Below are 21,812 nucleotides of genomic sequence, written 5' to 3' on the forward strand. Positions count from 1 at the left end.
CGAACACGAAACGGATAAAGAAAGTTGATGATAAAGATGAAACAATACGACGTAATCGTAATCGGCGGAGGCCCCTCAGGCTTGATGGCTGCGATTGCAGCAGGTGAACAGGGCGCAGATGTTTTGCTGATAGATAAAGGAAATAAATTAGGCCGGAAACTCGCGATTTCCGGGGGCGGCCGCTGCAATGTGACGAACCGACTTCCTGTAGAGGAAATAATTAAGCACATCCCCGGCAACGGGCGTTTTTTATACAGTGCGTTTTCTGAATTTAGCAATGAAGACATTATCAAGTTTTTTGAAAATCTCGGCATTCAATTGAAGGAAGAAGATCACGGCCGGATGTTTCCTGTAACAGACAAAGCCCAAAGCGTCGTTGACGCGCTGTTAAACAGGCTGAAACAGCTCCGCGTAACCATTAGAACGAACGAGAAAATTAAATCTGTCATCTATGAAGATGGGCAAGCAGCAGGGATTGTGACGAATAACGGCGAAATAATTCATAGTCAGTCAGTCATTATCGCTGTCGGCGGTAAAAGCGTGCCTCATACCGGAAGCACAGGAGACGGCTATGAATGGGCTGAAGCCGCTGGGCATACAATAACAGAGCTGTTTCCAACAGAGGTTCCCGTCACTTCTGCCGAACCGTTCATTAAGCAAAAAACACTTCAAGGATTATCACTTAGAGATGTTGCTGTCAGTGTGTTAAATAAAAAAGGCAAACCGATCATCACACATAAAATGGACATGCTGTTCACCCATTTCGGCCTCTCGGGACCCGCCATTCTCAGATGCAGCCAATTTGTCGTGAAAGAGCTGAAAAAACAGCCGCAAGTGCCAATCAGAATTGATTTGTATCCAGATATCAATGAAGAAACACTATTCCAAAAGATGTATAAAGAAATGAAGGAAGCACCGAAAAAAGCCATTAAAAACGTGCTGAAACCTTGGATGCAGGAGCGCTATCTCTTATTCTTGCTCGAAAAAAACAGCATCTCTCCGAACGTATCATTTTCTGAGCTGCCGAAGGACCCTTTCAGACAATTTGTAAAGGACTGCAAGCAGTTTACCGTTCTCGCAAACGGCACACTGTCTCTTGATAAGGCATTTGTCACAGGAGGGGGTGTCTCTGTAAAAGAAGTTGATCCGAAAAAGATGGCTTCTAAAAAAATGGAGGGCCTTTATTTTTGTGGTGAAATTCTGGATATCCATGGCTACACAGGAGGATACAATATTACCTCAGCCCTTGTAACAGGAAGGCTTGCGGGGTTCAATGCCGGTCGCTTTGCCCGCGCTTGACCAGCCTTTTCAAATTTTTACAAAACGCTGAACATTTGAAAATTCTCCGCATTCATGGTAGGGTGAGACTTGTTTTGTTTCACCTGATTGCGGGGTAATTTTAAGAGAGGAATGATCTGCCATCGTACGACCATACTAAGCCTGCGAGCAAGATATAGGCGTACACAAAAAATTTAGAGGGTGAGAATATTTGAAAAATATATCTAGTGTATTTTGGATTGTGATTGTGATCACAGCTGCTGCTGTATTGTGGGGCGTTGTGTCTCCTGTCAGCCTGCAAAACGTATCCCAATCCGCGCAAGCTTTTATCACCAATTCGTTTGGCTGGTATTATCTTTTAGTTGTTTCGTTATTTGTCGGGTTCTGTCTCTTTTTGATTTTCAGCCCGATTGGGAAAATTAAACTCGGTAGGCCCGATGAAAAACCGGAATTCGGGTTGCTATCATGGTTTGCCATGCTGTTCAGCGCAGGCATGGGAATCGGCTTGGTATTCTATGGTGCGGCTGAACCGATCAGCCATTACGCAATTAGCTCTCCATCAGGTGAAACAGAAACCCCCCAAGCCTTCAGAGATGCGCTCCGTTATACGTTTTTCCACTGGGGTCTGCACGCTTGGGCCATTTATGCCGTTGTGGCATTATGTATCGCTTATTTCCAATTCCGAAAAGGCGCTCCGGGATTAATCAGCAGTACGCTGACACCGATTCTCGGCGATAAAGTGAACGGCCCGATCGGAAAACTGATTGACTGTATCGCTGTTTTTGCCACAGTTGCCGGGGTAGCGACAAGCCTTGGTATCGGGGCAACTCAAATCAATGGCGGATTGAATTACTTATTTGGGATACCAAATAACTTTCTCGTTCAATTTATTTTAATAGCAGTTGTTACGATCCTTTTCTTGGTTTCTTCGTGGAGCGGACTCGGAAAAGGCATGAAGTATTTGAGCAACTCCAATATGGTATTGGCTGGACTGTTAATGCTGTTTGTGCTGTTTGCTGGCCCCACTGTATTGATTATGAACTCTTTTACAGATTCTATCGGACAGTATATACAAAACATCGTGCAAATGAGCTTCAGACTGACGCCGTACGAACTTGAGAAACGTGAATGGATTAACGGCTGGACAATTTTCTATTGGGCATGGTGGATTTCCTGGTCTCCATTTGTCGGCATTTTCATCGCCCGGGTATCCCGAGGGCGGACGATTCGTGAATTTTTGATCGGCGTCTTGGTAACACCATGTATTCTCGCGTTCCTATGGTTCTCTATCTTTGGCGTATCGGCTATGGATCTCCAGCAGAACGGCACATTCAATGTAGCAAAACTGTCAACTGAAACGATGCTGTTTGGAACACTTGACCACTATCCACTGTCGATGGTGACATCTATTTTGTCATTAATCCTGATCGCTGTGTTCTTTATTACATCTGCTGACTCTGCAACATTTGTGCTCGGCATGCAGACGACATACGGTTCATTGAATCCGGACAATTCAGTAAAATTCAGCTGGGGCATCATTCAATCTGCCGTGGCTGCTGTCCTCTTGTATACCGGCGGGCTTTCCGCTTTGCAAAATACAGCGATCCTAGCAGCGCTTCCTTTTTCTATCGTCATCCTGCTGATGATTGTCTCACTCTATAAATCGCTCTCAAAAGAACGGAAAGAGATTAAAAAAGCAGAGAAAATCGACAAACCGAGAAGTCCAAGAGTGAAGAAGGCATATTAACAAAAAAGATCTTTCCGCAGTTGCGGAAAGATCTTTTTATTTGCGATATAAAATAAGGGCGGAAAAACAGTAAAGCTGCTCACCGTCTGGGTCACACGCCGCCGAAACCGTATATTTGATATCAATTAGCTGCTCCTCCGATATCCCTTTTAAAAATGAATTGATTTCCGTCTGCAAGTCTTTTTCATGCTCTTCGTCAAATACTGCCACCTTCAGCATCTTATCCGCTCTCCTTTCTCTATCAATCTATTCCGTTTGGAACAGCGTTATGATAGAGAAATGATGATCACCTCGCCTCCGGATAAAAAGCTTTCCGTGTATGGTGTTTCTTCTGCGCCACACCGTCTTGCTGCTCCACTTTCAGCAGCACGGCATAAACAATTCGCATATGACAGTAGCTGATCAGGCTGACGCTGAAAAAAGGGACAATGCCGGGCAGGTATGCAAGCAAGAAAAAGAGAGCGACAGTCAGCGCAAGCATGACGAGCGTATATTGTAAATACGCCACACTGAGCAAGAGCGAAAACTTCACATATAGACGTTTTTTCCAGTCAAAATGGACAAGCAGCGGAAACACATAAAAAAGCATGGATACGAACAAAAACCCAAATATCATAATGGCGAAGCGCAGAACATGCAGAAGGAAATGACTCGGATAAATAAAGGCCAAATCGATATAAATGATCAATCCGATGACCGCCAATACAGCGCCAATCAGATTTGAACGAAAAAATTCAGCCTTGTATTCCCGCCAAAACGTTTTTAACACTGGAATGTTGTCCTGGCCCTGAATCCATTTCCGCATGACAGCGAATAAAGCCGCGGTCGCGGGCATGACGCCAAACACACCGAGACCGAGCAACATAAAAACCAACCAAAGCAAGTTTGTATACGCCAATCTCATGATCCACTCGCAAAAGCGCAACACCCGCCCCATTGAACCATCATGCTCCACGGCGGCCCCTCCTTTTCCGCATTATACATTTTGCATCTGTAAAAGCCTTTTAATGTCGATTGGCTTCTTTTCGGCAACCGAGCGCCACATCCCCTCACCAACCGCGATGGAGTAGGCTCCTGCTTCAGCCCCGGCTAAAATGTCATAGCGGCGCAGCGGGTCTCTTCCTAAAAAAAGATCCTCAAGCAAAAGCGGATCGCCGCCGCCGTGTCCTCCCTCATTTTTGACTACTTGTATCGTCTGCTTTGATTCAAATAGCGGATAGTATTCAATCGTCTGCTCAGGAAAAGCAAACGGAATTCTGGAAGGCTCGTGAAATTCATTTGATTCGATACGCCCTTTTGTGCCGTTGATCGTCAGCCGGTAGCCTTCATACGGGGCGGAAAATAGGATTGAGTAGCTTAAAAGCGCGCCGCCGTCATATTTGACAGCCGCCACGTACGTATCTTCGATGTCAATCTCTTCGTCAAAAATACACGCGTCAGGCCTGTATGCGGTATATAAGCTGGACTGGTCTCCCGCTTGGAGATGATCATCCTTAACAAAGGCTTTAGAGGAGCGGGGATGCCATCTTGAATAGTAAAGGCATCTTTCTTTAACCCGGCACGTCCCGCAAAAACGCCCGTCTTCTTCCGGCAGCGGGTTCCACTCACTGTCCGGCCCATAGTAATTCAGGGCGCCGTAAGCAAATACCTCTGCTGGATTTTGCCCGAGCCACCAATTAACGAGATCGAAGTGGTGTGTTGATTTATGGACAGAAAGACCGCCGGAAAGTGGCCTTGACCGGTTCCAGCGTTTAAAATAGCTGGCGCCGTGATACGTATCAATATACCAATTCAAATCAACAGAGGTTATCCTGCCTATTTTTCCGTCCAGAATCATTTCTTTTATTTTCCGATGGAACGGGCTATAGCGATAGTTAAACGTGACGGTGACTTTCCCTTTGCTTTTCGCCTCAGCCTCAAGCACCCGATTCGCATCCTGCACCGTCGTCACCATTGGTTTTTCTGTAATCACATCCGTATCCCACTGAAGGCTTTTTAAGATATATGTGACATGTGTGTCATCCCTGCCTGCCACAATGACGATATTAGGCTTTGAAACGCGCATCATCTCATCAAATGCATCTTCGTTGTACTCCGGTACGTGGGCAAGCTCTGGAAACTTCTTCTTGCATACGGCAAAACGTTTCGGATCTGCATCCAGCAACCCTGTAATCTCATAATGTGTTGAAAACCGCTCCATCAGCGGTTTGATAAACATACTGAGAGCTCTGCTGCTCAATCCGCAAATGACGATGTTCTTCAATGTCCTCACCTCTATCGGGCTTCAGTTAGTTGAGAAATCAGCTGCAGCGCTTCCTCTGTTTTTTTAGCATACACAGGGATAAACGCCGCCATATCTCGATTCAATTGAAAAGAATAGCCATTCAGCTGTTTTTTCCCTTTTTTGATTTGAACGGCATAGACCGTTTTCTCTCCTGTTTTTTTATTAACCGTTGTATAAGGAGATGTTTTTTCCAATCGTAAGCCGTCTAACGGCTGAAAATTTTCCGGATCATCGTACGCTTGAAACATGTCTTCAGGCACGATGAAAACATCTCCCTCGTGAGCGGTGATTTCAGTCAGCAGTTTTTCCGGAAAGGCTGGAAAGATATCAACCTTCCCGGCCTTCTGCTCAGCAGCCTCTTTGATGTTTTTCTGTACGCCTGCCTGCATATCAGAAAAGAGGATGACATGCATTCCGTCCGGCCTGCTTGAGCATGATGCCAAAAAGAGCAATGAAACGATCACACACAAAGCCGTACGTATACTTGTTGTCATTTCCCCGTTGACCTAAAAAGAGGCTCCAGCTCTGTCATGGCCAAAATAAACGCGCCGGCCCCGTGCAGGTCGTTTGTGCTTCTTTCCCGGCTGACATAATAGTCATAAAAACCGGCTGACGTTCCGACACAAATATCTTTGACGAGAAACGCACCGTCGGCTGTCGTTTCGGTTTTATACTGAATCAAACCTTGATACGCATTGAACAGGGTTGGTTCGTATGCTCTGTCTAGATATCCTTTATTGATTCCTTTCGCGATTGCGTACATGTACAGACAGGATCCTGAACTTTCCAGCCAGTTATCGGACCTGTCGCCCTTATCAACGATCTGGTACCATAACCCCGTCTCCTTGTCTTGATAGCGGCAGATGCTTTTAATCATGTCCTGCAGCGTTTTTTTCCACACGTGACGGTTTGGGTGCTTTTTCGGTAGCTCTTCAATCATGTCAGCAAGAGACATGACGTACCACCCGATGGAACGTGCCCAGAATTCCGGTGAACAGCCTGTCTCTTCATTGGCCCAAGGCATTTTTTTCGCTTCATCCCAAGCGTGATAATAGAGTCCGGTTTTTGAATCCCTCGTATGCTTTCTCATTAGCGACTCTTGGAGCACGACCTGATCAAACAGCTCCGGCTCCTGCTTCAGATTCGCATACTTCAGTGCGAACGGCCCGCCCATGTATAAACCGTCAAGCCACATTTGATAAGGATAGCCGTCCTTGTGCCAAAAGCCATCCTCAGACGTCCGGTTCAGTGTCCCATACAAGCCCCGCAGCCTCTTTGCCGCTTTGACATACCGCTCATCCTTGGTTTGCTCGTATAATGGAAAAAGAATAAGACCCGCTTGAATAGCGTCAAGCTCATCTCTTCTGAATAATAGATTGCCATAATCATCGATTAAAAGATCTGCATAAGCCTTCACATACTCAAAATACCGCTTTTGCCCGGTTGCTTCCCACAGCCGCAATACACCGCATAAGAAAACACCCTGATGGTAGTGCCAGCGGTTTGCAGGCGGCAGCTCCTCCACTGTGTACTTGTTCATAATGGTTTTTGCCAATGCCTCCGCGTACGTAAGAGGCGATTTTACAGCGATTGATTGATCCATTGATCCCATTCCTTTCTTAATAGATTCCTTCCTCGCCAAATTTCTTCGCCAAACGATTCGCAAGCATGACCAAAATCAGCCCGACCGCAGCTTTAAACACGCCGACCGCTGTACTGTAGCTGAACTGGCCCTGTTTCAGCCCTGCAGTATAAACGTACGTATCAAAAATTTCCGCCACTTCCCTGTTTGTCGCGTTTAACAGCAAATACACATGCTCGAAGCCAAGCTCCAGCGTGTCTCCGATTTTCAGAATCAGCAAAACGACGATAACGCTTTTAATGGCGGGCAGCGTAATATGCCACATTTGCCGCAGCCGTCCCGCTCCGTCCATTTTTGCCGCTTCATACAGCTGGGGGTCAACCGCTGTAATGGCCGCCAGATAAATGATCGTCGACCAGCCCGCTTCCCTCCAAATGACCTGCAGAATATACAAGGGCCGGAACCAATCTTCGTTCAGCAGAAAATTGATTTTTTCGCCGCCAAAAAACACAATCAGTTCATTAATCAATCCTCCGTCTACCGTTAAAAGTACAAACGAAAGCGATACAACAATGACCCAAGACATAAAATGCGGGATATAAATCAGTGTCTGAACAAACTTTTTAAAGAGAGCGATCCGCACCTCGTTTAATAGAAGCGCCAGCAAAATCGGCACCGGGAAAAATATAACCAGATTCAAAGCAAATAACACGAGCGTGTTTTTTAACAGGAGAAAAAATGTAGGCTCTGTAAACAGCCTGATAAAATGCTTCAGCCCGACCCATTCACTGCCCAAAATGCCGAGAAACGGCTGATAATCCTGAAACGCAATCACAATTCCCCACATTGGGAGATACTTAAAAAGCAAAAAATAAATACACCCCGGCAAAATCATTAAGTACAAATATTTCTGTTGGATAAGCTTGCTTAGTAAGCGCTTTCTTTTTTCTTTTTTTAAAATGACTGCCTCAACAGCCGTTGCTTGCGCTTCTGCTGTTTTCATCTTTTCCAAGCCTCCTTTCACGGGTTCTTGCATTCACTGTAGCGCAGCAGGCAAAAGTCCGTCTACAATCATATGATCACATCCTGCCTTATCCCTTTATGAACAAGGCTTCAGCCGTTCCACCTGAAAAAAAGACACCGATATTAGAAAATGATTATTGACAATATCTATCAATCTTTGGATTAATTGTATTATGATGAAGTGGATGTTATGAAATGGGGGGTTTTATGAAAAGAAGCCAATACAAGTTTTATTACAAACTCATCACGTTTTTCTGTCTGCTCAGCACCATTCCGGTCATTCTGGTCGGATTGTTTTCGTACGAGCACTCTAAGAAAACAGCTATCTCCAATGTTTCGGAGGAAAAACTCGACACACTTCAGCAGACCCAGCAAAGCATTGAGCATATTTTGAAAACCGTTGATCACTCTTTAACCCACTATGTGAGTTCGCCGCCTCTCCTTCGCACACTGTCCGAGCCTTTGCACTCTGACCAATTTCAAATTTATAACCAAGTAAACCAAGAACTCAACTATCTGCAAAGTTTTGATACCGACCTGTCCAACATGACGCTAGTGAGTTATGCGAAAAAATGGTATATGAACAATTCCGGCTTGTATCGTTTGAATACAGACTCCCTTCATGAAGCATCAGCAGCGTACACGCAACACAAAGCAAGCCGCTCGTATTGGACGCTTGAAGAAAACAATCATTTGATTTCAACAAAAGAAGGCACATCAGACAACTGCCGCTACAATATCAATTTGATTAAACAGCTTCCTCTAAACAGCACTAATACGAAGGGATTGGCCGCCGCAAGCATCCCGAGCTGTTCGCTTGTCAAAAACATGCCTGACTATTCAAACGCCAACAACCTGTTTATCATTGATGAAAAAGGCCGCATCATCCTGCATAACAACATGTCTGACATCGGTGAATCTCTTCAAAACGACGACTTTGTCCAAAAAATGCTTTCGCAGACCGCCATTAGCGGTCAATTTGAAACAGTTATTGATCGGATTCATTATAAAGTCACCTATCAAAAATCTGACTATAACACATGGACTTATTTCTCTCTCGTCTCCTTGCCTGAATTAAAAAAAGAGGCCAAGTCAATTGGCTGGATCACTTTTACGGTATGCTTTATTTTGTTAGCGCTTTCATTACTGTTCTCTTGGCTTGGCTCACGCCATTTTTACAAGCCGATCAAAGTGCTTTACGAATCATTTGCAAGGCATGGCGCCATACAAGAGAAACAGGCGCCTCTAAATGAATTTGAGTTAATTGAACAGAGCTTTAAGCAGTTAAAAAACAGAAATGACGACCTTGAAGAAACGATGAAACAGCAGGCAACTCACCTGCAGCAATATTTTATGGTCAGGCTCATGCTTGGAAAACTAACGGATGAGGAGGTCAATAATCGTTTTGAAAGCCTTGGTTTAAAGCAAAATTGGCGGCATCTCGCCTTGCTTGTGCTTCAAATTGATACGCTGAATCATACGCCTTATGAGAAAAAAGATATGGATTTGCTTTTGTTCGCCGTCAACAGCCTGATTGAGCGAAACATTCCGGCAGACAAACATCTTGCACCCGCTGTTGTGGACAAACAGCAAGCAACCATTTTGATCAACCAGAACGGGACAAAGGAAGAATTCTTGGCTGAGCTGAGAGAGGCTGCAAGAATGATTCAGGAAAAAGCGGAAGCTGAGCTGCAGCTGTCTGTCAGCATCGGCATCAGCCAGCCGTTTGATGCGCTCACCAAAGCGAAAACAGCCTATGCGGAAGGCTCAGAAGCGTTGAAATACCGGCTCAAAGCGGAAAACAAATCGATTATCTTTTACGAAGACCTTGACCAGAAAAAAACCTTCAAAACCCATTTTCCAAAGCAGCTTCAGCATGAGCTGTTCGATGCCGTAAAAGCGGGAGACAAGGAGAAAGCGGACAAATGCCTGCACGCGATTTTGCAAGCTATTTTCACCCAAAACACCAACCCGTATCAATTTCAAATCGCAATCGCCCGCTTTTTGAACCATGTGATTGAGTTAATGCATGTGCTCGGGATCGAATTGTTTGAGCTTGAAGAAAACAAAATGCTGTATGACCAAATTTTTGAACTGAAAACGTTTGAGGATACCGAAAACTGGCTCAAGAATGAGTTCATTCATCCAATGACAGACAAAGTGAACGCCCGTGCGGGTGCCCAGTACAAAAATATTTCCGACAACATTATTCATATCATCCACCATGAGTTTGAATCCGATTTGACACTTGACGAAATCGCCCGCAGGCTGCATTACAATCCAAACTATTTAAGCAGCATTTTCAAAAAAGAAATGGGCATTTCATTCAGCGAATATGTCTCCAGCTACCGCCACCATATGGCGAAAAGCTGGCTTGCCGAAACCGATATGGCAGTGAAAGACATTGCTGAAAAGCTGAAATACAAAAACTCACAAAACTTTATCAGGTCATTTAAGAAGCTGGAGGGGATTACACCGGGAAACTACCGCCAGCAAAAAAGAAGCATGTAAAAAAAACCCAAAACACGCAAGCGGTTTTGGGTTTTTCCAGTATTATTTTGATTCTTTAAACGCTTCCTCGTATTCCTGAATAATTTGATTTCCGCCGCTTGACTTCCATTTTTCCACTTCTTTATCAAACTGGCTTTCTGTGATGTCTCCAATCATATATTTATAGGTCGCGTCATCGATGATTTTCTTCAGTTCATCTCCCCGTTCCGACTCCGCAGCGGAATACAGGCTTTCAGCAGGGTTTGAGACGATGATCTTTTCATTGTCTTCAGTCAGCTCCTCGTACGCCGTCCGAAGCGGATCCCCAGTGTTTTTTAAGTAAGCTTTATCAATGGCGATTAAGCCGGACAGCGGCTGAATATCAGTCTGCCAGTCTTTCACTTGGCTTTCTTCGCGTGTGAACGTTTTGCCCTCTCCTTTGTTGTAATGAACACCGTCAATGCCGTAGGTCATTAGACTATAGACGTCTTCCTCGGCAATTCGGTCAAAAAACGCCAAAATCCGTTTAAGCTCAGCTTCCGTTTTCACACTCGTTTTTGGAAAAGCAAACAAGCCGTTATGCCCTCCCGATGCCCACACCCGCTCTTTCCCATCCGGGCCTTTTATGCGGTTTATGATTTCAAGCTTCATCGATTTATCAGAGGCATGGTCGCGCAGATTAACCGCATCTACCATATTCCCAATGTAGATGCCGGCTTTTCCTTGAGAAAACAGCTCTTGCTGCTGGGTTTTGCTTGTGACAGGAAAATCCTTATTCATATAGCCGTTGTCACGCAGCTTTTTCATATAGTTCATTGTGTCTTTGTATTCCTGCGTCATGAAATCAGGCGTGAATTTGCCGCCTGATTCCTTCCAATCTGTCGGCATGCCTTCATAAGAGCCGAGCGTTTTAAATGCCCCGTAAATTAAGTCATTGCGGTCTGTCAGCCCAAATGTATCGTCTTTCCCATTCTTATCCGGATCATCCTCCGTAAATGCTTTGGCCACTTCATAAAGCTCATCCAGTGTTTTCGGCGTTTTCAAATTCAAATTATCCAGCCAGTCCTTCCGAATGACGATCCCCTGTCTGGAAAGCGGACGTTCTCTGTATATCCCGTAGAGCTTGCCGTCGATCGTTACATTTTTTTTAATAAGTTTGTTCATTTTGTTTAAGTTCGGATAATCTTTGATATAATCGTCAATCTCCCAGAACATTCCTGATCTAAAGGCATTCATGACTGACGAATTTTTAATATCCTGGATGGTTACGATTTGCGGAAGATTGCCGGCTGCAAGCGCTGCATTCAGCCTGTCTTCTTTCACCGCGTCTGGTACCCAGGTGATGTCCAGTTCAGTATTTGTCAGCTTTTCAATTTCTTTAATCGCCCTGTCTTTCGGTGGCTGCTGGTGATACAAAATCGCCATCCAAGACAGCTTCACCTTTGAATTCGAGTCAGCTTTGCCTTCAGCCGAAGACTGATCAGCCCCTTTACAGCCCGCCAGCACTCCGCCAAGTGCAAGTATTAGCACAATCAAAAGCACTCTCCATTTGTTTCCCATCGTACCCCTCCATTCATATTGTTTATCCTTTGACAGATCCCAGCAAAGCTCCTTTTGCAAAATGCTTTTGTATAAAAGGATAGACGAGCAGAACCGGGATGGTTGCCACCACAATCACGGCCATTTTAATGGTTTGCTCAGGCGGCGGGCTGCCCGACCCCATTTCTGACATATCCCCCTGCATCCCGCTTGATACAATCACGATTTGGCGCAGAAGCACCTGAATCGGCCATTTTGCTGAATCATTTAAGTACAAGATCGCAGTCATGTACGTGTTCCAATACGTAACCGCATAAAATAGTGAAATCGTTGCGATCGCAGGAAGAGACAGCGGCAGCACAATTTTAAAGAAAATGCCCAGATCATTGCACCCATCAATTTTCGCAGACTCTTCCAAACTTGACGGGATATTTTGAAAGAAGTTTTTGAGAATGATCAGGTTAAAGGCATTAATGGCTGTCGGCAAAATGAGCGCCCAGTAAGAATCGAGCAATCCAAGCGATTTGACGACAAGGAACGTCGGAATCATACCGCCGCTGAAGAGCATCGTAAATACGACGAGAAACATGAGCGGCTGCCGGCCGATTAAATCACGGCGGGATAACCCGTAAGCCATCAGTGACGAAAGAAACATGCTGACCGCAGTGCCTATCACTGTCACAAACACAGAAACAAGCAAACTCTTATAAATAATATCTGTTGAAAAAATGTAACGATAAGCATCAAGCGAAAAAGTGGTCGGTATTAAAATAAATTTCTTCGACACGACTTCTTCTACTGTGGCGAAAGATGCCGCGATGACATGAATAAACGGAAGTACGCATATTAAAGCGAACATCAGCAAAAACCCGTAAATCAAAATATCAAACAGGCGATTTTTCAGTGAATGTGCGATAGCCCCCACCTCTCTTTTTTGTAAGCGTTGTCATTCTTTTTTAAACGAGCTGCAGCATGTGACGATATCGTGTCTAAAATGTAGCAAATCTGTGATTGCCATGTCTATAATCATTTAAACAGAGCCCCGGCACGGCGGGGGGGCTGGCGTGGATTAAAACCGATGAAAAAAGAAAAAGAGCATCATCTTAGAAAATGATTATGCTCCGTTCTCTTCCTCATTCAGAAGCTCGGCCGTATTGATTTGCGGCGAAAATCCAAGTTCATTCACAGCGGATTCAATCGACCATGGCCGGCCCGGATTATCAGAGACGGCGTAATAAGTGCCGTACCGGATATTGGTTTCAATGGCAGCTTTAAAAATCGACAGCAGATCGGGGTGGGAAAGCAGTGTTTTTTTCGTCCGTTCTTTTTCATGCAGCGTATCCATTTCATCTGTGACGACTGTTCCAATTCGAAGATTGATCACTGAAAGCTTATTTTCCAAATAAAATAAATGGCCGATCTGTTCCGAGGTCAGCTTTAAAACACCGTACAAGTTTTTGGACAACGGATAATCGCTTGTTGTGATTTCCCGTCCTAAGAGAGAACGCCCGTCCTTTTCGTATACATCTGTGACATGATTGCTGCTGGCGAACACGAGCTTTGGAATGCCGAGCTCCGCTGCTGCGCGGCACAGATAATAGCTTGCCCTATAGAAAACATCCGTCATTTTCTCGAATTCAGCGATGTCCATGACATCGTATTTTATTTTGACAGCCAATAGATTCAAAATCACATCGGTATCTTTCGGAATTTTCTTTAACAGCTCCTCATAATTTGCCGCATCAGCCTGAATGGAAGAGGCTGTGCCATCAAAATGATCTTTATCAAGCACTGTCACTTCATAATCTGAAGTAAGCCCTTCCGTCAGTAGTCTCCCAATCACACCATTTCCGCCGGCAATCAGCACTTTTTTCACTGTGTTCACTCCCCTTTTTTATAGATTGCCCATTTTCGGCGGGGCTGACACTTTTTTTGGCACTCACATGCTCTGGTTTATTCAAAAGTCACCGGCAGCTTCTCAAGCGCCCGAAAACCAAAAAGAGGCCGGTACCGCCATTCAGAATGAGCGAGCTTGAGACCGGGCATTCGCTGCAGAAGGGTATGAATCGCCATTTGTGCTTCTAATCGTGCAAGTGAGGATCCTAGGCAAACATGATGGCCCTGCCCGAATGAAAGATGCGGATTAGGGCTTCTGGTGATATCGAAGACATCAGCGCGCGTGAATTTGTTTGGATCTCGATTGGCAGCCCCTAACAGCAGATAGACTTGTTCCCCTTTACGAATCGTCACCCCGCTAATATCAATATCTTCAGACGCCACTCTGGCTGTCATTTGCGTAGGACTTTCAAAGCGTAAACATTCCTCAACTGCGGACGCAATAAGATCTGGGTTTTCTTTTAGCTCCAAAAGCTGTTTTGGGTGCTGCAGCAGACAAAGGATTGAATTGCTGATGAGATTGACCGTTGTTTCATGTCCGGCGATCGCAAGCAATATGCATGTAGAGGCCACTTCCTCTTCCGTTAGCTTATCCTTTTCTTTCTCCTTCAAGAGCATGCTGACCATGTCCTGCTGCGGATGCCGTTTTCGCTTTTGAATCAGCTCTCTAAAATATGCCATAGCCTGTACAGCGATATGATTGCCCCCCGTTAATGCCTTTCTTGACCGGGTAAAATCAATCGTTTGAATAAGACTTGCAGCCCATTCTTTTAATTGCGCCCTATGTTCTGCCGGTACACCTATCATGTTAGCTATGACGTAGCTCGCTAAAGGAAAAGCAAAGTCCGAAATCACCTCCATCTTTTTTTCACCTTGCACTTGATCAAGCAAGTGATGGACAGTTTCATCGATATACGGACGATAGCTCTCTGCCATTCTCGGAGTAAACGCTCCGCTGGCCAGCGTCCGCAATCGTCTATGATCAGGCTGATTCTGAAACAGCATCATCTGATTTTGTACATGTGTAAGATCCTGATATTTGATTGACGTCTCAGGGAGCGGAGTCCGGACTTTGAATCTGGCATCTTTCAGGATAGCTGCCGTTTCTTCATATCCTGTGACATACCAGCCCGGGTTTTTTAGAAAACTCCCTTTATATATAGGATGAACAGTCCGCAATGTTTCGTAAAAAGGATATGGATGTTTCAAAAACTCAGAAGATGCCGTTGAACATGCAATTGTCATGTGTGCCTTTCCTCTCTATTAAAAATTAAAAGCAATCGACATCAACCGATTGCTTTTATTGATTCTTTCAGCTTTTCGCACTTAAACTGGCCTTCATTTCTTCAACAGATTCGACTTCAAAGCCTAAATCATTCAGCATTTTATGGTCCTCCGTCTCCTCTTGTCCTGCAGTTGTTAAGTAATCTCCGACAAAAATGGAGTTAGCGGCATAAAGCCCTAATGGCTGTAATGAGCGGAGATTGACCTCTCTTCCTCCGGAAATGCGGATTTCTTTTGACGGATTGATAAAACGGAACAGCGCCAGCACTTTTAAACAATACAGCGGGTTTAATTCGTTGACGCCTTCCAACGGCGTCCCGTCAATCGCATGCAAAAAATTCACCGGAATGGAATCCGCGTCAAGAGCCTTCAAGCTTTTTGCAATATCAATGACGTCCTGTTTCGTCTCCTTCATTCCGATAATGGCGCCTGAACACGGAGACAGCCCTGATTCCTTTGCCATTTCAACCGTTTTGACCCTGTCATCGTATGTATGTGAAGTCGTGATGTTGGAATGGTTTCTCTGTGACGTATTCAAATTATGATTATAGCGGTCTACTCCGGCTTCCTTCAGCCGCTTTGCCTGCTCCGGCTTTAACAGTCCGAGACACGCACAAACCTTCAGTCCATAAGTCTCTTTAATTTCCTGCACCGCGTCTACGACCTGATCCACTTCTCTGTTGGACGGCCCCCTGCCGCTTGCCACGATGCAATATGTGCCGATATTTAGGTCGTTCGCCCGCTTTGCGCCTTCAAGAAGCGTTTCCTTATTCACCATCCGGTAAGATTGAATCGGCGCTTTTGAAATTGCGGACTGTGAACAATAGCCGCAGTTTTCGGGACAGAGTCCTGATTTCGCATTCATAATCATATTGAGCTTTACTTTTTTTCCATAAAAGTGTTTTCTGATATGAAAAGCCCCATGCATTAATAGCAAAATCTCTTCATCTGGACAGTTTAATATCGAAAGCGCCTCTTCGTCGCTCACTTCTGCTCCAGCAAGCACCCGGTCTGCGAGTTCCATCCATTGATTCATTCTCATACCCCCACTTGATTCATCAGTAATGATAGATTGATATGGTCTTTTACCATATGGAGAACCGTTTCTTTCGTCACATTGGCAAGCTTTGGCGTAATCCCTAAAATCGGCACACCGCATAAGCGCTCAATCATTTCTGGATTGTTTTTTTCATCATCGCCAAGAGAATCACTGATTCCATTAATGACAATTCCGGCAATTGGCAGACCCATGCTTTTTGCATATTGGCAGGTTAAAAAGGTATGATTGATTGTTCCGAGATGAGGACGTGCCACTATGATGATGGGAAGCTGTAGCGCTTTTATGACATGACTGACTAAAAAATCCTCTCCCAATGGCACAGAAATACCGCCCGCACCTTCTACGATAAAGCATTCATGTTTTTCTCTTATCCGCTCCCAATGGCTTAAGACCTCTTCCATAGAGACAGCCTTTCCTTCCAGCTTTCCTGCGATATATGGTGCAAGCGGTGCGTTGAAGGCAAAAGGCGTAATATCTTCATGAGAAAGCTTGGTCTGTGACATGTCTTTCAGCAGACTTGTATCACTATCCGGATGATGTCGAGATATACCGCTTAAAAATGGTTTAAACACCCCGACATCTTTGTTATGTTCTCGCAATAAAGCGGCGATTCCGCTGGATATAACCGTTTTCCCCACTTCTGTATCTGTTCCTGTTACAAAAAAACCCCTCAAATGACATGCAGCTCCTTTCCAATTGATTGAAATGATGTCAGCAAATGATCAATATCACCCATACTATGATCAGCAGTGATTGTTAATCGGATCCGGCTTTCACCTGGCGCAACGGTCGGCGGCCGAATGGCAGGGGCATAAATTCCATTGTCCTGCAGTTTTTCAGCAAATGTGACTGTTTTTCGGGCATCGCCGATGACTATAGGAATAATCGGCGTGTGATCACCTTTTACCACATAACCCATGTTCTTCAGACTGGTTCTGATCATGTTGATATAAGAAAATAAAAGCTTCCGTTTCTCCCTGCTGGCTTCAATGATGTTGAAAGCCTCATAAGCGGCTGCACAGCTGGCTGGCAAAATAGCAGTTTGAAAGATAAATGTTCTGGCATGGTTGAGCAAAAACTTGATGAAGACCGCTGAACCTGCGGCAAAACCTCCTTCCGTGCCAACAGCTTTGCTTAAGGTGCCAATCACAATGTCAGGACAAACACCAAAGTACTCACTCGTTCCTCCTCCCGAATCACCCAAAACACCTGTTGCATGGGCATCATCAACGATCACGAAGGCATGATAGCGTTTCGCAAGTGAGATGATCTGATCAAGAGGGGCAATTGTGCCATCCATGCTGAATACCCCGTCTGTTACGATAAAACGGCGCTGATAACGCTGTGTTTCATTCAGCTTGTTTTCAAGATCATCCATATCAATATGCCGGTAAACAACTGTATCAGCCTTGGACAGCCGGCAGCCATCAATTATACTTGCATGATTGAGTTGATCACTTAAAATGACATCTTCCTTTTCTGGCAATGATGAAAGGACACCGACATTGGCTAAATAACCGCTCGAAAACAGTAAAGCCGCTTCCGTCCGTTTAAAGGCGGCAATCTTTTTTTCAAGCTTTTCATGCCAAGCCGAATTGCCTGTCGTTAAACGGGAGCCGCTGCTTCCTGCCCCAAATTGTTGCAGTGCTTCTTGGGCTGCAGAAATCAAGCGGCTATGGCTTGCCAGTCCTAAATAATTGTTTGAAGACCAGACCGTTTGATTCTCTCCATCAATGTTCCTCTCTGGAACCGGAGCCCCGTTCATTGTCCGCAAATTACGGTATAAGCCGGCTTCCTTTGCTCTGTCTAACCGCTCGATTAACCAGGCGTCAATCTTCAAGGCTGGTAACCTCTTGGATCGCTTGTTTCATAATGGCAACCATTTCCGCGAGCTCTTCAGCTGTGCTGGCGAGAGGAGGCAGAAATGCAATCACATCCCCAAGCGGCCTTGTCAGCATGCCAAGCTCCCGCATTTTTAAGGATACTTTGTAGCCAATCCGCCGATCAGCAGGGTAAGGCTTTTTGGTTTCCTTTGACTGAACAAGCTCTGCACCGCACATAAAGCCCAGCTGCCGAATATCTCCCACGTGAGGAAGAGCATACAAATCTTGAAGAAGGAAATGGAGTTTTTCACTTTTTTGCGCTACTTGTTCCACAATGTTTTCAGATTCAAATAACCGCAGATTTTCAAGTGCAACCGCACAGCCAAGCTGATTTCCTGTGTAGGAATGACCGTGGAAAAAGGTTTTTTGGTTTTTATAATCATCATAGAATGCCGTATAGATGTCTTCAGTGGCAAACGTAACGGCGATTGGCAAATAACCTCCTGTAATGCCTTTGCCGGCAGCCATTAGATCAGGCTGGACATTCTCGTGTTCACACGCAAACATTTTTCCGGTACGGCCAAAACCTGTAGCCACTTCATCAACAATCATCAACACGTCGTATGTAGTACATAGCTCGCGCACGCCCGCCAAATATCCTTCCGGCATCACAATCATACCGGACGCCCCTTGGACCATTGATTCTATTGAAAGCGCAGCAATTTCCTCATGATGTTCTTCGAGCAGCTGTCTGAGCTCTCGCAGGCACTCATCACGGCACTCATCAGGATCTCCGCTTTCAGAGCGATACACATAAGGAATCGGAGCTTTGTAACTATCAAACATTAACGGGCCGTATATGTGGTGGAACAGTTCAATTGAACCGACACTGACAGCGCCAATCGTATCACCGTGATAGCCATTTTTCATTGCGATAAATGTTTGTTTCTCAGGCTTTCCGATGTTCTTCCAATACTGAAACGCCATTTTTAGGGCGATTTCCATCGCTTCTGCACCGCTGTCTGAATAAAAGACTCGCGTAAGGTTTTTCGGACTGATGTTGATTAATGTTTCGGCTAGCTGGGTTGCAGGAACATTAGTCATGCCCAATAACGTGGAGTGCGCGATTTTTCCGAGTTGTTTTTTTATGGCGTCATCTAATTCCTTTTTGCGGTGCCCATGGACATTAAGCCAAACAGAAGAAAACCCGTCATAGTATTCCTTGCCGTATATGTCTTTGACTTTGATACCAGTGCCGCTTTCGATGATTAATGGGTTTTCATCATAATCTTTCATTTGGGTAAACGGCAGCCAGAGGTGCTTTTTACTTTTTTCTATCAAATCATGAGTCATGGTCTTCCTCCCACTCGATTAAAATAGGCTCCTTCTGCAGATCATGTATGTACGTATTTACATCTTCGGAGCTATTAATAAAAAAGATGCGGCAGCCCTCTTCAGACCCGTATTCTTTCATTGCTGTAATACGCTGATAGCCCATTTTCTTGCCTGCAACGTAGCCTGTTATGTAATCAGGGTCATCTGACCAGCATAATTCTGCAACGGCTGCCGGGTACCGGCTAGCCTTTGTGGCGAGCGCAAGTGCCTCTTTTATTCTAGAATGCGCCGGCACGTGATAGCGAAGCGCCCATTTTTCAAAGTTGGCGTCCGGCCAATCCATTCTGGAGACCCTCACCCCTTTTCCTTTTGTTTGATCAATCCGTTTGCCTGAGTGAATATCAAACAAAACAGCTCCCCTGACACCCGACCATGAATGAATTTGTTGATATGCTTTTTCAATCACTTCTCGTGAAATGCCTTCTCTTTCCAACAACAATCGGGCAAGCTTTTGTCCCTCTTTCGGGGAACTCACTTCGTTCGTATACACTGGCAATGGCTGAATGGTTTTTATCGGCTCATGTACCTCTTCAAATTGAATTTGCATAAAATCAGGTTTTCCCCTTGAGTGGGATAACCCTTTCTCTAGTAAAAAATTGACTGTACGCTTCATCTCATGGAAAGGAATAAGCCGTTCTCCGCCAGATATATGCTTTCCGCCGTCTTCATGAGATCCATTCATAGAAGCTCTCATTCTGACACTATAAAATACTTCTTCTTGCATCTTTTCTCGCCCTTTCACTGATAACTGAAGAACGTATATCACATCTTATTCTAATTGTTAACCAAATATAAATTAAAGTTAACAGTTAGAATATTATTATTCACATACGATTCTGTCAATATAGGAAATCTTCATTTTGTTTTAGAGCTGGTTCTTAAAACGAGCAAAAAGACCGTTTTACAGGAAAACGGCCCCTTAGATGTCTATTCCTCTGCGTTTTTTTCGACTTCTACACTTGATAAACAAGCCGATCCCATTTATCATCAACAGCCCAAAAACCGTATTGCCCAACGGCGCCCAACCATTTTTACCTGTGAAAGATAAGGACAGGGCCACCTTCCCAACAAGTGTCACATTCAATAGAATGAAACCAAATACAAGCGACCGCTTCCAGAAAGCAGCCAAAATAAAACTGAGAAAAACCATCATGAAAGCAATTGTTAAAACAGCCGAGACCGGACTGCTTAAAAGCATTTGCTCGAATTCGAGCACTTCTTGCATTTGCAGATGAATCTTCTTAGGTTCCGGAAACCAGACCATACTGCTCATCATCAATACAAAAGTGATGATGATGCCTTTCCAGCTGCGCTTATACGCAGCATAAACCAATACGAGTAAAAAGAGGGGACGAATATACCAGATTAATGGATTGAGATGCCGTCGGAAAGCCCAATCCAAAATGTCTTGTAATTCTATTGGTTCCACATCCCTCGCTAATTCATTGAAATGTGATATGTTTCTAACAAAACTCTTTCACCTGGCCTTCTGCCAGTTTCCCGTAACGGTCACAGCCACTTTTGCAAAAACCGGACGGCTTCATGCCTCATCACTGCCGTTTCGAAATGGCCAGAAGCGGAACGGACCACCCGATAGCAATCAGAAGCGTCCTGTCCAGCATACACAGCTGTCAATTCTTTTTCGATTTTGTTCACACCCTCAGCCGGCGTTAACCGGTCGTGTACACCAACAAGGCTAAGGTGCGGGCGCGGTGCGATCATGCTTTGGATCTCTGAGGCAGAAAAATGCTTTGCAAGCGACGGAACGTAATAATAAAAGCCATGCCGGTCAAGATTCTGTGTTTTCATCAGCACGTGATGATCTACCTGGCTGCACAAATCCACACACACCTTAATCCGGTCATCGAGCGCCGCTGTCCACCACGCCATCAACCCTCCCATAGACATGCCGATGGTCCCGATTCTGTCAGGCTTCACATCAGGGCGAGACTGCAAATAATCTAACGCTCTTAAACTGTCATAAATCATCATGCCCCACATCACTCTTCCGGTAAGAAGCATTTCTTTAAAAATCTCGCTTTCCGTTTTTCCCCGCCGATCTCCAAATCCCCAATGGTCAATCGCCAGCACGCCGTACCCAAGAGAAGTCAGCTCACGGAAAAAAGAAGGCGCTTTCAAATAATCCGCTCCTTCAATCAGTTCACTCTTTCCCCTGTCATACTGGCCGCCATGCGAATGCTGAAACAATACGGCTGGATAAGGCCCTTTTGCAGATTTCGGTTTCACAAAATAAGCGGGCACCTTTTCATGTCCGTTTAGATGGAGCAGGAGCGTTTCAATGATGTTTCCTTCTCTTTCTTCAATACGCAATATCTCTGTACTGATTTCCCCCTGATCAGGCAAATCTCCAAGCAATCGAAACAGTTGCTTTCTTCTTTCCGTACTCATTC

At 44.9% G+C, this 21,812-nt stretch carries 20 protein-coding genes; 3 read left to right on the forward strand and 17 right to left on the reverse strand.

The window, feature by feature from the left end; all coding sequences use genetic code 11:
* Positions 1–36 precede the first annotated feature (36 nt).
* Positions 37–1,299, forward strand: a complete 1,263-nt coding sequence (locus Q3W56_RS10555; RefSeq protein WP_302895515.1) for a BaiN/RdsA family NAD(P)/FAD-dependent oxidoreductase — start codon at positions 37–39, stop codon at positions 1,297–1,299.
* Positions 1,300–1,489: 190 nt separating this feature from the next.
* Positions 1,490–3,025: a glycine betaine transporter OpuD gene (gene opuD, locus Q3W56_RS10560; RefSeq protein WP_302895437.1), complete on the forward strand. Its 1,536-nt coding sequence runs from the start codon at positions 1,490–1,492 to the stop codon at positions 3,023–3,025.
* A 36-nt stretch (positions 3,026–3,061) separates the two neighbouring features.
* Here opuD and Q3W56_RS10565 read toward each other — a convergent pair whose 3' ends face one another.
* From Q3W56_RS10565 to rmgP, 6 genes are all read right to left on the reverse strand, one after another.
* Positions 3,062–3,244 (reverse strand): sporulation protein Cse60, encoded by a 183-nt coding sequence (locus tag Q3W56_RS10565; protein ID WP_003223398.1) that lies wholly within the window; start codon positions 3,242–3,244, stop codon positions 3,062–3,064.
* A gap of 67 nt (positions 3,245–3,311) precedes the next feature.
* Positions 3,312–3,980, reverse strand: a complete 669-nt coding sequence (locus Q3W56_RS10570) for a YesL family protein (protein WP_302895438.1) — start codon at positions 3,978–3,980, stop codon at positions 3,312–3,314.
* A 21-nt stretch (positions 3,981–4,001) separates the two neighbouring features.
* Positions 4,002–5,288: a Gfo/Idh/MocA family oxidoreductase gene (locus Q3W56_RS10575; RefSeq protein WP_302895439.1), complete on the reverse strand. Its 1,287-nt coding sequence runs from the start codon at positions 5,286–5,288 to the stop codon at positions 4,002–4,004.
* An 11-nt stretch (positions 5,289–5,299) separates the two neighbouring features.
* Entirely contained in the window at positions 5,300–5,803 is a 504-nt protein-coding gene (locus Q3W56_RS10580) for a lipoprotein YteS (RefSeq protein WP_080010345.1), read from the reverse strand.
* Complete coding sequence (gene rmgQ, locus Q3W56_RS10585) at positions 5,800–6,921, reverse strand: unsaturated rhamnogalacturonyl hydrolase (RefSeq protein WP_302895516.1); 1,122 nt, start codon at positions 6,919–6,921, stop codon at positions 5,800–5,802. Before rmgQ ends, Q3W56_RS10580 begins: the two co-directional genes overlap by 4 nt.
* A gap of 7 nt (positions 6,922–6,928) precedes the next feature.
* On the reverse strand, positions 6,929–7,894 hold the full coding sequence (gene rmgP, locus Q3W56_RS10590) for a polygalacturonan/rhamnogalacturonan ABC transporter permease (protein WP_302895440.1): 966 nt from the start codon (positions 7,892–7,894) through the stop codon (positions 6,929–6,931).
* Positions 7,895–8,109: 215 nt separating this feature from the next.
* Here rmgP and Q3W56_RS10595 point away from each other — a divergent pair, with 215 nt between their 5' ends.
* Positions 8,110–10,425, forward strand: a complete 2,316-nt coding sequence (locus tag Q3W56_RS10595; RefSeq protein WP_302895441.1) for a helix-turn-helix domain-containing protein — start codon at positions 8,110–8,112, stop codon at positions 10,423–10,425.
* Positions 10,426–10,467: 42 nt separating this feature from the next.
* On the opposite strand, the gene Q3W56_RS10600 is transcribed toward Q3W56_RS10595, so the two are convergent.
* The 11 genes from Q3W56_RS10600 to Q3W56_RS10650 all read right to left on the reverse strand — a co-directional run bounded on the left by Q3W56_RS10600 (position 10,468) and on the right by Q3W56_RS10650 (position 21,810).
* Entirely contained in the window at positions 10,468–11,964 is a 1,497-nt protein-coding gene (locus Q3W56_RS10600; protein WP_302895442.1) for an extracellular solute-binding protein, read from the reverse strand.
* 22 nt (positions 11,965–11,986) lie between these two features.
* Positions 11,987–12,847, reverse strand: a complete 861-nt coding sequence (locus tag Q3W56_RS10605; RefSeq protein WP_080010351.1) for a carbohydrate ABC transporter permease — start codon at positions 12,845–12,847, stop codon at positions 11,987–11,989.
* Positions 12,848–13,057: 210 nt separating this feature from the next.
* Complete coding sequence (locus tag Q3W56_RS10610) at positions 13,058–13,819, reverse strand: NAD-dependent epimerase/dehydratase family protein (RefSeq protein WP_302895443.1); 762 nt, start codon at positions 13,817–13,819, stop codon at positions 13,058–13,060.
* A gap of 77 nt (positions 13,820–13,896) precedes the next feature.
* On the reverse strand, positions 13,897–15,084 hold the full coding sequence (gene bioI / locus Q3W56_RS10615) for a biotin biosynthesis cytochrome P450 (protein WP_302895444.1): 1,188 nt from the start codon (positions 15,082–15,084) through the stop codon (positions 13,897–13,899).
* A gap of 67 nt (positions 15,085–15,151) precedes the next feature.
* Complete coding sequence (bioB, locus tag Q3W56_RS10620; RefSeq protein ID WP_019715427.1) at positions 15,152–16,159, reverse strand: biotin synthase BioB; 1,008 nt, start codon at positions 16,157–16,159, stop codon at positions 15,152–15,154.
* Positions 16,160–16,161: 2 nt separating this feature from the next.
* Positions 16,162–16,857: a dethiobiotin synthase gene (gene bioD / locus Q3W56_RS10625; RefSeq protein WP_302895445.1), complete on the reverse strand. Its 696-nt coding sequence runs from the start codon at positions 16,855–16,857 to the stop codon at positions 16,162–16,164.
* Complete coding sequence (gene bioF, locus Q3W56_RS10630; RefSeq protein ID WP_302895446.1) at positions 16,854–18,023, reverse strand: 8-amino-7-oxononanoate synthase; 1,170 nt, start codon at positions 18,021–18,023, stop codon at positions 16,854–16,856. The genes bioD and bioF overlap by 4 nt, the downstream gene beginning before the upstream one ends.
* Positions 18,013–19,359: an adenosylmethionine--8-amino-7-oxononanoate transaminase gene (gene bioA / locus Q3W56_RS10635; RefSeq protein WP_302895448.1), complete on the reverse strand. Its 1,347-nt coding sequence runs from the start codon at positions 19,357–19,359 to the stop codon at positions 18,013–18,015. Before bioA ends, bioF begins: the two co-directional genes overlap by 11 nt.
* Positions 19,349–20,125: a 6-carboxyhexanoate--CoA ligase gene (gene bioW, locus Q3W56_RS10640; protein ID WP_302895449.1), complete on the reverse strand. Its 777-nt coding sequence runs from the start codon at positions 20,123–20,125 to the stop codon at positions 19,349–19,351. Before bioW ends, bioA begins: the two co-directional genes overlap by 11 nt.
* Before the next feature lie 195 nt (positions 20,126–20,320).
* Positions 20,321–20,821, reverse strand: coding sequence for a hypothetical protein (locus Q3W56_RS10645; RefSeq protein ID WP_302895517.1), 501 nt, complete (start codon positions 20,819–20,821; stop codon positions 20,321–20,323).
* A gap of 89 nt (positions 20,822–20,910) precedes the next feature.
* The gene (locus Q3W56_RS10650) at positions 20,911–21,810 is read right to left on the reverse strand and encodes a dienelactone hydrolase family protein (RefSeq protein WP_302895450.1); all 900 of its coding nucleotides are present in this window, start codon (positions 21,808–21,810) and stop codon (positions 20,911–20,913) included.
* Between the last annotated feature and the right edge of the window lie 2 nt (positions 21,811–21,812).

It is taken from the genome of Bacillus sp. C28GYM-DRY-1 (assembly GCF_030519405.1).
Taxonomy (GTDB): Bacteria; Bacillota; Bacilli; order Bacillales; family Bacillaceae; genus Bacillus; species Bacillus spizizenii_A.